The sequence below is a fragment of the Hahella ganghwensis DSM 17046 genome, assembly GCF_000376785.1.
Classification (GTDB): Bacteria; Pseudomonadota; Gammaproteobacteria; order Pseudomonadales; family Oleiphilaceae; genus Hahella; species Hahella ganghwensis.
Genome location: NZ_AQXX01000136.1, coordinates 79455 through 92863 on the forward strand (window position 1 = coordinate 79455; position 13409 = coordinate 92863).

The following is a 13409-nucleotide window of genomic DNA, read 5'->3' on the forward strand; positions in this document are numbered from 1 at the left end:
AAAACAGATCAATTTCAAGCTGATAAACTAGTAATAATAAAGTCGATTATCAGTATGCTTTGCTAACTGATTAAAGTGCTGACAGGCCAGTCGCCTTTCTCACCACTCCAGGTGCAGAAATATTTTTGGTAAAGGAGTAGCACTGTTGTTAACAGGTAACCATAAGCTAATGCAAAAGAATCTCAGACACCATTTCAGAGTTCCGGCTGATTTCATCGCCCATCTTCGCACCAGCAATGGAGACCAACTTGAAGCAGACATTGTCAATGTCTCCCGTGCGGGACTGATGATTTCCTGCGACCGCGCCACCCTGGAACTCCTCATGCCAAATGCGCTGAGCTTCGCACCACTTCAACCTGGGTGCGTCACCGTTGACTTTTCACTGCCACTGGACGATGAAGGACTCGTCGCTCTATCGATGGAGATGCTGATGGTCTACACGAGAAGGCTATCCCGCGATAAGTTCACCATAGGCCTCCAATTCAAGACTCCGACACCCCAGCAGGCAAAACTGTTGAACACCTATGTCAATGAAAACAAGCTAAGAGTTTGATATTTTTACAAATATCGAATTCATAATAACTACACATCCACCTATACAGCAATCAACTTCCTGCAGGATCATGGCGCTTTGATCGCCTGCAGTGACCGCTTTGACCTATAAAATCATATATCTATACCAAACCATTCTAAAAACCCCCCTTCTTATAATAAGTCTATTTTTGGTATATTAGCGCACTGTTTAAATTATGGGCGCGCTTTGACTCCAGCAGCGAAGAACTCCATTTGGACAATAAGCGGAAACTTCAACGGATACTATATAGAAGATGACTGATTTTAATCTGACTCACCTCAAACAGCTCGAAGCAGAAAGCATTCACATAATTCGTGAAGTGGCTGCCGAGTTCGAACGTCCTGTGATGCTCTACTCTATCGGGAAAGACTCCTCGGTAATGCTTCACCTGGCACGTAAAGCTTTCTACCCGGGCAAACCACCCTTTCCGTTGATGCATGTCGATACCACCTGGAAGTTTCGGGAGATGATCGAGTTCCGTGATCGTCAGGCAGAAAAGTTCGGTCTGGACTTGATTGTCCACATTAATGAAGATGGCGTTCGTCAGGGCATTGGCCCTTTCACTCATGGCAGTGCCAAACATACAGACGTCATGAAGACCGAATCACTGAAGCAGGCACTAAATAAATACCAGTTTGATGCAGCCTTCGGTGGAGCCCGTCGTGACGAAGAAAAATCCCGCGCCAAAGAGCGGGTTTACTCCTTCCGTGACAACAACCATCGCTGGGACCCTAAAAATCAGCGCCCGGAACTATGGAATATTTATAACGGCAAGATTAATAAAGGCGAAAGTATTCGCGTCTTCCCGCTGTCCAACTGGACTGAGCTGGATATCTGGCAATACATTTACCTGGAAAACATTGAGATCGTACCTCTTTACTACTCAGCCAAACGCCCAGTGGTTGAACGAGACGGTGTATTGATCATGGTGGATGACGATCGCATGCCTCTTAAAGAGGGCGAAACGCCAATGATGAAAGACGTTCGCTTCAGAACGCTTGGTTGCTACCCTCTGACCGGGGCAGTTGAATCTACTGCTGACACCCTACCGGAAATCATTCAGGAAATGCTCCTCACTACCAGTTCAGAGCGCCAGGGTCGCGTTATCGACCATGACCAGGCCGGCTCCATGGAGCAGAAAAAGCGCGAGGGTTACTTTTAACCTTAATGGCTGCTTATGCTTAAGTAGCAAAACATTCATTTGCCAACACTCTGGTGTCAGTTCCAGGCAATTATCAGGGAACGCCATATCAGAGTGTCGGTAAGTTTGGCCACAGGCGCCAAGGCAATACAGGCACCTGGACATAATGTTGGGCTAAAGAATCAGGAACCAGAATCAAGGCTATGTCACATCAATCTAATCTGATCAGTGAAGATATTCTCGAATACCTCAAGCAGCATGAACACAAGGAGCTGCTTCGCCTGTTAACTTGCGGAAGCGTGGATGACGGTAAAAGTACCCTTATCGGGCGACTTCTTCATGACTCCAAAATGATCTATGAAGATCAGTTGGAAGCTATCAAAAAAGACAGTGCCAAAGGTGGCAATGCAGGCGAGAAACTCGACCTGTCACTGCTGGTGGACGGACTGCAGGCTGAGCGCGAACAGGGCATCACGATTGACGTGGCCTACCGCTACTTCTCAACTGCCAAGCGTAAATTCATCATTGCAGATACCCCAGGGCACGAACAGTACACGCGTAATATGGCCACCGGTGCCTCTACGGCTCAACTGGCAATTATTCTGATTGATGCCCGTCACGGCGTATTGACACAAACAAAGCGCCACAGTTTTATTGCCTCTTTGCTGGGTATTGAACACATCCTGGTCGCCATCAACAAAATGGACCTGGTCGACTACAGTCAGGAGCGGTACGAGGAAATCAAGCAGGATTACCTGGAATTCTCCAAAGGCATCACTCTAAATGACCTGAAATTCGTCCCCATCTCTGCACTGGATGGCGACAACGTGGTGACTAACTCTGACAAGATGTCCTGGTACACAGACAAGCCTTTGATGGAAATTCTGGAAACCGTAGAAACAGCCAAAGACAAAAATGTCAGCGATTTCCGCCTGCCGGTACAGTATGTTAACCGGCCAAACCTGGACTTCCGAGGCTATAGCGGCACCATCGCTTCCGGCATTATTCGCAAAGGTGACGAGGTCATGGTACTGCCCAGCAGAAAAACCAGCACCGTCGAATCTATTGTGACCTTTGACGGAGACCTCGAAGAAGCCTTTATTGATCAAGCCGTTACTCTGACCCTGGCTGATGAAATCGACATCAGCCGAGGTGATACCCTGGTCAAGCCGGACAATGTCCCGCCCGTTTCCAATCGGTTTCAGGCTCACATTGTGTGGATGAACGAAGATGCAATGCTTCCCGGCCGTCAGTACTACATCAAACAGGCGACCACACTGGCAACAGGCTCAGTCAGCAAGATTCACCATCTTATTGATGTCAACACCATGGAAGAGTCAACCAGTGACAGGCTGAACCTGAACGAAATCGGACTGTGTGAAGTCACGCTGAACCAGCCACTGGCATTCGACCCCTACAGCCGAAACCGTGCTACAGGGGCCTTTATCATTGTTGATCGCCTGACTAACGTCACGATTGGCGCCGGCATGATCGAAGAAGCAGTAGACGATGCCGACATCACCGCTTTCAATCCTGTCAGTGAAGCAGAGAGAGAAGCACGGAACGGTCACAAACCTGGCGTCATCAGTGTATCAGGACAAGCGGTAGACAAGCTTGCCCACGCACTGGAACGTAATCTGTTTGAACGTGGATGTGCCGTCGTCGCCATTGAGCAACCTGTCACACCTGAGACCATCAGGGCTCTCACACAGGCTGGCCTGCTCGTGATTCTAAGCCAGGATGTTGCGGATATTACGCCTGTAGCGACCGCCAGTGCCGACAATGAAGCCAGTGTTTCCAAGGCATTGGGGCAGATTATCGGTGAGCTGCGCAAAGGCCACTTCCTGAAGTAACCGGTATCAAGCCTCGCAACAAAGAAGCCCGGCATCACCGGGCTTCTTTTATTTTCAGCGGAAAAAGCGATCCACACCTTGTCTGACTGGCGGAAAGATTTACAATCACCGTCTTTCGTACCAACCCCCTACTGAGGAGCATTCATGGCTATTCGCGAGCTATGCATTCAAACACTGGAAAAATTCGCAGAAGAAGAACCCTGCCAAATTAAAACTCCAGAAAGCCTCCCCTCCTCCAACGCCGACGTTGATTCGGTTTACCACACGCTGCGCCGACTGTTCGCAGGCAAAGCCGGCAAGGGGTTTGGGAAATTGCATATGCAGGCCGAACACACTGTCATTGGTCCCTGGATCAAGGAATGGTACGAAGGAAAACTGCCGTTCTCAAGCCTGACCAAGAACGCATTAGGGGCCATCAAGGAACGACTAGACCCGGTTCCTCAGATTACTCAAAGCTACTTAATGTGGATACACGACCAACAGGGCGATGCACGCAATCTATTTCTCTTTATGATTGAAAGCAGCGTGACCCAGGCGATCACCTCAGACCTGACACTGGAACCGATTGAGCACCTGGACCCACAGGGCATGAGCTTTGGCATCCGCATTGAACTGGGGCCACTATTCGATCAGGCAAACACGGAAAACAATGAAGATGCAGTTACTGTATACCTGCAAAAAAGCATGCGAAAACTGGGAGAAGCCGCCTGCCACGCCTTTGGGTTTGCCAGCCTGGTCGACACAGCCAAACAGACTGAGGCCATGCTGACCGGTATTGAGCGATTTACCGAACAGCTGGACGCAAAAACCGCGGCACAGTTTAAGAAGAAAGCCGTAGAGTTTTGTCAGGATCAGGAAAAGATGGGTGAAGCGGTAGAGCTTGATGAGTTATCACTCAACATTGATGAGCAGCAACCAGAGCGATTTTCCCAGTTTATTCGTGAAAACCTGCCAGAAACCCCAACCACAATGCGTCCGGACAGCCGCAAATTAAAGCAATTAGTAAGATTTGCCGGTCGCGGCCATGGGGTAAGCCTGTCATTTTCATCAGATGTCATCAATGAAAGTATTATTTACGATGACAGTAAAGATGCGCTGATTATTACGGACATCCCCAAAGCGCTCAAAGCCCAGTTGAAACGCTACCTGAACCAACAGGGAGATGAATACGAAAATCAGGAGTCAGGGGGCTGAAACCCGGCCTCCAGCCATTTGATAAAATCCTCAATCCCCATGGGTCGTGCAATAAAGTAACCCTGAATGGTATCGCACCCGATATCAGCGACACAGTCAAAGACATCTCGGGTTTCCACCCCCTCAGCGACTACTTTCATATTGAAATCACGCGCCAATTGAATGGATGACCGCACAATGGCCCCACCATGGGAGTGGCTGGTGGTGACCTCACTGACAAATCCCCGGTCGATTTTCAGCTCACTGAACGGGATTTCCTTCAAGCGGTCCAGAGAAGAATAACCGGTACCAAAGTCATCAATCGACAGGGAAAAACCAAGCAAGTGCAAACGGGTAAGCACTTCCAGCATATTACTCCTACGTCGGGAAATTCGCGATTCCGTGACTTCCAGCGTAATTTGCGAAGGTGAAACGCCGTATTTCAGTAACAGTTGCTCAAGCAGGTTTGGCAACTCCCGATCTTCCAGGGTTTCTACTGAAAAGTTGATCGCATAGTGAAAATCAGGCCAATTTGCTTCAAGGCGCTTGATATCCTGCAGCACCAGCATCAACAGTTGAAAAGTCAGCTTATCCATCAACCCGTATTCTTCTGCTACAGGAATAAAGAAGAAAGGCGCCAGATACCCACGCGTACTATCTTTCCAGCGGGCCAGCACTTCCACACCGGTCACCCTCTGGCGCCGGACATCCCATTTGGGCTGATAAAAGGGACGAAGCGAACTCTCCAATTCCGCTTCCACCCGCTCCGGTGAAAGTGGGCGTAAGGCTATAGGTGTTGAGGATTCTTCATAGTGTTGGGTTTCTTTACCCAGCAACAGGGATTTCAGGTCTTTTAGCTGAATAGGCTTTTTCAGTCGACCAATCATTTTCAGGGATTGGGATTCAGCTAGGTGATGAACGGTATCAAGCACTCGCTGATCTTCACCACTGATAATAATAATCCCGCCCTTGAACCTGATCGCTGCGAGCTCATTCAGAAAGGAGGGGCCATCCAATTGGGGCATACGAAGATCACAAAGGAGTATATCAGGCTCTGTTTCGCCGGATTTGATCAGATCAAGCGCAGACTTGCTACTGGAAGTGGTCGTCACTCCAGCCACGCCAATCCGGCCTAACTGGTGCTCCATGACTTTTAGAAGTGTTGGGTCATCATCGACCACGAGAACCTTTAAGTGCGATAGCACATGCGTCCCCTAGCGTGTCATTATTCTCAAACTTAAGATGGGGTCCGATGAACCCAGCCTTGTTTCTCTATGAAAAGCTTATCTCTGTGAAAAGAATAGTTCTCTGTCCACGAAATGTCATGCCTGACCGTGCGGAAAACGGAACAACATCAACTAATATGGTTGTAACAAGTGTCCATGACAGACCCAATAAGCGTTGAACAGGGAGCGCAGAAGCCTCCGACCGATTCACGTTGTGGCATCTGCTTTCTTGTGAAACCGCTGAGCGATCATTTGAACGGCTTCATCAGCCGGTCTAGCCTCTGAGAAATAGAATCCCTGGATTTCCTGGCATCCCAGTTTCTTCAGATACTCCAACTGAGTCGAGGTCTCAACCCCTTCCGCCACAATATTTAGCTTAAGTCCATGAGCCATCGAGATAATGGCATTGACGATACATGCTTCATCGTTGTCCTGGATATCCTGGACAAAAGTCTTGTCTACTTTCAAGGTATTGATTGGCAATCGGTTAAGGCAGCTTAATGACGAGTATCCTGTCCCAAAATCATCAATGGCAATCGTGACTCCATAACCGGCAATTTCCCGCAACTTTCCAACCAGAGAATCCAGATCTGTCATGATCATGTTTTCGGTCAACTCGATCTCAAGGTTCTCAGGGGGGAACTGCAATTCCTCCAGCATACTAGTAAGCATAGGAACGAACTGCGGATGCTCAATCTGCGCCATAGCAAAGTTCACCGCCAGTCGAATATTGCCATAGCCACCATCAAGCCATCTCTTGACCTCAATGCAGGCGTTTCGCAATACCCATTCACTGATGTCCACGATCAGCCTGGTCTCTTCCGCCAACGGAATGAACTGCCCGGGATACAATATCCCACGAGTCGGGTGATGCCATCTTACCAGAGCCTCCACACCGATAATTTCACCTGTGGTAGAGCTGATCTGCGGCTGGTAATAAACCCGGAACTCCCCATTATCAAGTGCTTTACGCATATCGCGCTCAATTTCAAGACGATTACTGGCATTCACGACCATAGAGTCCGAAAAGAATTGGTAACCCTCTTTGCCACGCCCCTTCACGTGATACATGGCAATATCAGCATTTTGAATCAACTGCTCCATATTGGTACCGGCTTCAGGAAACACCGCAATCCCGACACTCACACCGACAAAAGCTTCATGCTCCGCAAGCATGAAAGGCTCTTTCAAGACATTGATCACCTTGCGGGCCACCTGGCGTGCATCTTCCCGGCCACTGATTTCAGGTAGCAGCAGAACAAATTCATCACCACCAAAACGAGATAACGTGTCGCCCTCCCTTAAGCACTTCTGCAGACGAAGCGCCACAGACTGCAGAAGTCTGTCACCCATGGCATGTCCGAGCGTATCATTCACAACCTTAAACCGATCCAGATCCAGGAAAAGTACTGCCAGTCGGTTCTGACGCCGACGACACTGTGCGATAGCCATATTCAGACGATCTTTAAACAGTGCCCGGTTAGGCAAGCGGGTCAGTAGATCGTGATATGCCTGAAAATTGATAAAGTCTTCCGCTTCCTTCCTTTCGGTAATATCCCTTGCCGTTCCATAAATACCGATGAAATCCTGGGAATCCAGGGCCTGATGAGTTGATTTATCGGCCAACATGGCATTTTTCTGTGCCTCCCCTCCGGTAGAAAAAGTACCCCGAGTAATGGGAAACACTGTCAATTCGAAGTGACGGGTGGCATGTTTATCGCCACGTGGCCGGATATCGATTTCAATATTCCGGATAGTACAGTTCCCTTTATCAAACCCCCGGGTGCTTTCTTTTAACCTGGCCAGCTCATCAGGTTCCAGCACATTACGGAAGTGCTTACCTACCAGGTCCTTCCGGTGATAACCCAGAAGTGCTTCCGCCTTATTATTGACAAAGGTAAAGCACCCTTCCCTATCCAACATGAAAACAATATCCGGAGAGCTGTTCACAATATAGCGATGCAGAACACTCGATTTTTGCAATCGCTCATGCAACATGATGTGTTCCCGCTCCATCTGGCGCTTTAGCAAAACCCGTGCAATCGTGGTGCTCAACTCTTCAGGAGCAAAGGGTTTCTTTATGTAATCCTCAGCACCTCTTCGCAAAGCGGTACTGACAGAAGTAAATGTAGTCTCGCCACTGACGACGACAATAGAGGTCGCAATATCGCGGTCAGCCATAAAGCGCATCACCTGATGCCCATTCAGATCATCCATACGCAGGTCCAGCAACGCCAGATCGTATTGTCGCTTGGCCAGCATTTGACAGGCAGGTTTGCCGCCGGAGGCAGTATCAGCCTCGTATCCCATACGTGTGAGCAACATCTGTAAGCTGTCCAGCATCCGCGGCTCATCATCCACGACAAGTATTCTGGCTTGCCTGCGTGAATCTATGGCGCTAGGGTCCTTTAACATTTTTCTGGATTCTCTAATTTGATCACGACGACCGTCACTGCTCATCATCGCCCTCTCCACCGGAGACCGGCCTGGCAGGAAGGAGAATTTCAAACTCAGTGCCCTGTCGACTGCTACGACAACTGATACTGCCCTTCATCTCATTCACCAGATTCCTTGATATGCTGAGCCCAAGCCCCGAATGGCCTTCACCTTTGGTGGTTTTGCCGGGCTCAAACAAGTTGGAGAGAATCCCTTCCGGCAGACCGGGACCAGTATCCTTGATTACTATTTCAATATAATTCCTTCCATTGACATTAACCTGATGATCTGTGTAAATCGTCAGACTTCCCCCCTCAGACATGGCTTCCACAGCGTTCTTGATCAGGTTGACTAATACCTGTCGAAGGTACTGCCGTTGCCCATGCTGTAACGACAGCTCCTCATCCAGCTCGACGTCACAATCAATACCGTGGCTAATAAAAATTGAAGACGAGAATAATTTGACTAATTCCCGAATTTCACGATTGATATCCAGGGCATCAGTCGTATTTTCTTCCGGCTCCCGAAGATCCCGCAGCCGCATTAGAATCTGGCCGGCACGATCAATCTCCTCACGAATAATGTCCAATTCCTGCTGGTCTATCCCCTGGTCAGATAATCTTGCTGACAGGATTTCCAGGTAATTCCGAACGATCGCCAGCGGGTTGTTGGCTTCGTGAGCAATTTCCCGAAGTCTCAGTTGCAAGTCCTCCTCCGCCATTTCGCGGGTCACTTTTTCTGCAACCTTTATAACGGCCAGGCTACGGCTTCCCGCAGCATCGGCAAACAGCCTGAGAACCCGATTCAACGACAGAGAGTGCTCAGGAGTCCTGGCTGATCCCAGCACCAGCACGCCAACCAGCGTTCCCTCGCTATGCATTGGTACGCAAACCATGTCGGTTGTCTGCATCATCGATAGAAAGTGTTGATCAAACACTGGGAGCTCACCTGTGGTTTCACGCCAGTCAGATGAAGAGAGTACTTTGTTTTGCAGCGCCGCCGTGGCAATCAGGCTACGCTCGTTTTCCAAGGGAACTTTCAGATCAATGTGGCGATCATTCTGGGAGTTACCACTGGCCGTCTGGATCAGTGACTCCTCTCCGCCTCCCTCCCAGAACCTGAGACATTCACCGTCGGACAGTAATATTCGAACGGCCGGATAGCCAAACAGCAGATACGCCACCTCTTCAATGGCTTGGTGTAACTGCTGACGAGACATTGCCGTTTCCAGATGCTGTTGAGCGGATCTGACTAAACTCAGAGCCCGTATATGCTTGGCCAGCATGATTCGTTTATGCTCGTCGCTTTCATTTCCGGAATCATGCTCAGCATCGGAGGTCAGTTCAATTTGCAGAGATTGAGCGACTGACAAAACTTCACGCCGGATTCGATGCTGGATCTCTTCCACCAGAGCGGGCGTTAGTCCAAACAGCCTCTCAGCAGAATCCAGGGCGGAGCTACCCGGTCCGGCATCGTCCGTGCAAAGATGGCTTGCCAGATGTATCACCTTGACAAGATGGTGCGCATCCAACACCAGAGACACCGGCGCCCGGTGATATTTGACTGCTGCGGCAGCAAAATCCCCCTGCCCCCACCGAGTCATCAACCAGCCCCCCACCTCAGCCTGATTCATACCAAATGTATCAGTTTCGAATTGAAGCCATCGTTTGATTTCCTGACCACTGAGCCTGAGTTCCGATAACTCGTCAGGGAAATTATTTTTGAGCACCAGCTCACCGATGTTGTGCAGTAAACCAATCAGGTAAGCATGCTCCGGATGAGGATAACTCGTCAGCGTGGCAATCGCTTTGGCATATAGCGCCGTGGTCAGGGAATTGCTCCAGAAGGATTTAAGATACTGAGTCTGGCTGGTATTAAACTCGGAAAAGAATTGCTGAATGGAAACCGTGATAGCGATCGTTTTGATGCGCTCTGTTCCAATCACAAGAAGGGCACGATCGACAGATGTCGCACTATTCTGACACAGATAGGTCGGTGAGTTGGCAACTGCAACCACTTTAGCCGCCATTACGGAATCGCGGCTGATAATGTCCGAAATCTGCTTGAAGTTGAATGATGAATCAAGACAGCCATCCAGAATTTCAGTCAGCACATGTGGTAGCGTCGGTAGCTTATTGACTTTCAGCTCTTCAAACAGAAGATCGTAACGACTTGTCATAAAATAAGTCCACAATAAACCCTGTTTAGGTTCAGGCGAAAATGACTTCACCAGACCAAAGGCCTGATTTTATTATTTGCTGTCAACGCCGAATCATCATTCATCGGAATTGTTAGACAGCATGCTTAAAATAGCCCAAATTGGTGATTGATATTACTTTATTTTCAGGGTAGCAGAAGATTACTACGTCTGGTCATCTCTGCATAGGCCTCGCCGCCATAAACGTGTGATTTCGTTTTGTCTTAACGGCATTTTACAATTGTTGATATTTAACCGGCTGAATTTTGGTCAATACACGCTATCCTCTGCCGTTTACCGTGGACACCTGGTTAATTGAAAACCAAGCAAGGAAGCCTGCTGCCTAACGACAATATTCGGAGCAACTTTCTTGACTGTAGAGCGCAAGTATCCCACACCGAAAGTGTCAGATACCCCCAAAAGTCACCCAAGAGTCATTGCCGTTACCAGCGGAAAAGGCGGAGTGGGTAAAACCAGCATTTCCGTCAACCTGGCGATTGCGCTGGCACGAACATCCTCAAAGGTCTGCCTGTTCGATGCCGACATGAGCCTTGCCAATGTCAACATCATGCTGGGACTCACTCCCCAATACACACTGGAACACCTTCTCTCCGGCGAGAAAACACTGAACGAGATTCTGCTCGACGGCCCCAAAGGAATAAAGATTGTTCCCGGAGCCTCCGGCTTTGTGCACTGTGTTGACTGGGAGCATCAGCAACAGCGCCTGCTGATCTCCGCGTTACAGTCCATGGAACCAAAGTTTGAATACATTATTATCGATACCGCAGCCGGGATCGCACCGAACGTCATGCATTTTATCGGCGCAGCGCAACTGGCAACGGTCGTTATAACTCCCGAACCCACATCACTGACAGATGCGTTTTCACTCCTGAAGGCACTCAAAAGGCGCGGCTATAAACGAGGTGTTCAGGTCATTCTCAATATGGCGCAGGATGCGCGATCTGCAGGTAGAATCTATCGACGGTTTGAAGCTGCCGTAGACAAGTATCTGGGTCTGACGACGGAATTTATGGGTTCAGTGTGGACAGATCCCAGTATGCGTGAGGCCGTTTCCAGACAACACCCGGTGACACTCCTCCCTGCTTCAGATCCTTCGTGCCGCACTTTTTACAGACTGGCGCAGCGATTGACCGAAATCTTTGACCAGGAGAACATTTCTCAACATTCTTTTGCCGCTTACTGGCAACGTCTGATTCAACACAGTGCCGGCAGGAAACCAAAGCCATCCCCCCCCCTGTTCAGGCAGATGATCCTGAAACACGCTGGCAAAACATCAGAACGGGTGTATCAGACTTTGTTTCCCGCTCCGACACCACCCCAGAGCAGGTATTGGAGCTGATCCGCTCATGTCTTTCGGCCTTTCAGGGTTCCCTGGGAGCTTCCTCAGCAGATCTGGCACTTTCCCTATTACATACTCTGAATCCCGCTGACCTGAAGGATGAACAGAAAATCCGGTTGTTACTGAGGGCCGAGCAGATTGCAGGAAAGCCAGAGGATCCGGCCCTGTCGTCAGAAGAGAAGCATGGCTATGATGAAAGTGGCTTCGGTGATCAGGAGCGTCTGATTCAAAAAATCAGGCAATCGTCATCCCAGCAGACGTTGAACAATCTTCTGGAGTCGATTCGTTATGCCTCACTGGCAAAAAACTCAGACTGAACCGGCAACGATTTGTCGCATCCTCTCCCACCACTCAGGTGGCGCCAGTACCGCCCCAGCCTCATCCATGGGGGGATAGGCTTCTCCAATCAAATCGCATTTGGCAGCAAAGACCGGGTGCGTCCAACGGAACAAGAACCAGTGATATTCCTCACTCGATAGTCTCTGCTGGTTATAATAACCCGCAATATCTCTCTGCCGATGAGCCTCCTCCAGAATGATCGCAGCAGCAACTGACACATTGAATGACGCCACCATTCCCCGCATCGGAATAATGACATGCTCATCCGCCAGATCTGCCGCCTCCTGGCTGACGCCATGCTTTTCAGCCCCCACCAACAGGGCACATGGCTCAACATAGTCCAGTTTTCGGTAGTCCACCGCCCGCTCGGAAAAATGGGCGGCATAGACCCTATATCCCTGTGATTTTAGCTTCTGAACCGGCTCGGCCGTGTCGGCATGGCGATGTAGTTCGACATAACGCTCGCTACCTTTGGAGGTTCCCTTGGGGAATCGGTCATGCTCCCAGGGCCACACCATATGAAGGTGCGCCACCCCCACAGCATCGGCACTACGCATAACCGCCGCAATATTGTGCGGTTTATGGACTTTTTCAGCAATAACACGAAGGTCAGGCTGGCGCTGATCCAGCACCTGCCTGAATTTATGAAACCGGGATGGATTAATCATTCAACGTTAACAATAAAGGCTGGTGTTACTTATCCGTCTTGACAGGTGGTCGTGGAAAACTCGCCACGGTGCCGCCCTTGGCGTTACTGACTTTGGCAGCACCCTGCTGTTCAACCTCATCGATACGAATCACAGACGTCATGGGAATATAGGAACGTTTGACACCGGCAAACTCGTTCTTCAGCTTTTCCTCACCCGGATCAACCAACAATTGGGAGCGTTCTCCAAACAACCAGGTTTCCACTTCGATGAAACCATACAGATCACTGTTATATACCTTGCTGGCATACAATTCGTATATCTCGTCTTCGTTTATATATATAACCCGATAAATCGTTTTTTGTGTCATGGATATCCAACATCTAGCAAGTGAGACACGTCTGTAGCAATCAATTCCAGCAGATTAAAACTGCGTGCTACGAAGGTGCGCGATAATAGCACA

At 49.4% G+C, this 13409-nt stretch carries 11 protein-coding genes; 6 read left to right on the plus strand and 5 right to left on the minus strand.

From position 1 onward, the window contains the following. The first annotated feature begins 169 nt into the window (after nucleotides 1-169). The 4 genes from F566_RS0124505 (at nucleotide 170) to F566_RS0124520 (ending at nucleotide 4762) form a co-directional block, all read left to right on the plus strand. A complete protein-coding gene (locus tag F566_RS0124505; RefSeq protein WP_020409679.1) occupies nucleotides 170-553 on the plus strand; it encodes a PilZ domain-containing protein in 384 nt (127 codons plus the stop codon). Between the two features lie 274 nt (nucleotides 554-827). After that, the gene (gene cysD / locus F566_RS0124510; protein ID WP_020409680.1) at nucleotides 828-1736 is read left to right on the plus strand and encodes a sulfate adenylyltransferase subunit CysD; all 909 of its coding nucleotides are present in this window, start codon (nucleotides 828-830) and stop codon (nucleotides 1734-1736) included. A 182-nt stretch (nucleotides 1737-1918) separates the two neighbouring features. Next, nucleotides 1919-3568, plus strand: coding sequence for a sulfate adenylyltransferase subunit CysN (gene cysN / locus F566_RS0124515; RefSeq protein WP_020409681.1), 1650 nt, complete (start codon nucleotides 1919-1921; stop codon nucleotides 3566-3568). A 144-nt stretch (nucleotides 3569-3712) separates the two neighbouring features. Continuing rightward, entirely contained in the window at nucleotides 3713-4762 is a 1050-nt protein-coding gene (locus F566_RS0124520) for a nucleoid-associated protein (protein ID WP_020409682.1), read from the plus strand. On the opposite strand, the gene F566_RS0124525 is transcribed toward F566_RS0124520, so the two are convergent. The 3 genes from F566_RS0124525 to F566_RS0124535 all read right to left on the minus strand — a co-directional run bounded on the left by F566_RS0124525 (nucleotide 4744) and on the right by F566_RS0124535 (nucleotide 10582). Next, nucleotides 4744-5946 carry an EAL domain-containing response regulator gene (locus F566_RS0124525; RefSeq protein ID WP_026180296.1) on the minus strand — a complete coding sequence of 401 codons (1203 nt, stop codon included), beginning with the start codon at nucleotides 5944-5946 and terminating at the stop codon, nucleotides 4744-4746. The two genes, F566_RS0124520 and F566_RS0124525, sit on opposite strands and share 19 nt — an antisense overlap. A 228-nt stretch (nucleotides 5947-6174) precedes the next feature. Then, nucleotides 6175-8430 (minus strand): EAL domain-containing protein, encoded by a 2256-nt coding sequence (locus F566_RS0124530; protein WP_020409684.1) that lies wholly within the window; start codon nucleotides 8428-8430, stop codon nucleotides 6175-6177. Continuing rightward, nucleotides 8417-10582, minus strand: a complete 2166-nt coding sequence (locus F566_RS0124535) for an HDOD domain-containing protein (RefSeq protein WP_020409685.1) — start codon at nucleotides 10580-10582, stop codon at nucleotides 8417-8419. The genes F566_RS0124530 and F566_RS0124535 overlap by 14 nt, the downstream gene beginning before the upstream one ends. Nucleotides 10583-10970: 388 nt before the next feature. Here F566_RS0124535 and F566_RS33930 point away from each other — a divergent pair, with 388 nt between their 5' ends. Continuing rightward, entirely contained in the window at nucleotides 10971-11960 is a 990-nt protein-coding gene (locus F566_RS33930; protein ID WP_020409686.1) for a MinD/ParA family protein, read from the plus strand. Beyond that, nucleotides 11951-12277 (plus strand): hypothetical protein, encoded by a 327-nt coding sequence (locus F566_RS0124545; RefSeq protein ID WP_020409687.1) that lies wholly within the window; start codon nucleotides 11951-11953, stop codon nucleotides 12275-12277. Before F566_RS33930 ends, F566_RS0124545 begins: the two co-directional genes overlap by 10 nt. Here the strand turns inward: F566_RS0124545 and trmH are convergent. Then, a complete protein-coding gene (trmH, locus tag F566_RS0124550) occupies nucleotides 12269-12967 on the minus strand; it encodes a tRNA (guanosine(18)-2'-O)-methyltransferase TrmH (RefSeq protein WP_020409688.1) in 699 nt (232 codons plus the stop codon). The genes F566_RS0124545 and trmH overlap by 9 nt on opposite strands. Nucleotides 12968-12992: 25 nt before the next feature. Further along, the gene (locus F566_RS0124555; RefSeq protein ID WP_020409689.1) at nucleotides 12993-13316 is read right to left on the minus strand and encodes a DUF1820 family protein; all 324 of its coding nucleotides are present in this window, start codon (nucleotides 13314-13316) and stop codon (nucleotides 12993-12995) included. Between the last annotated feature and the right edge of the window lie 93 nt (nucleotides 13317-13409).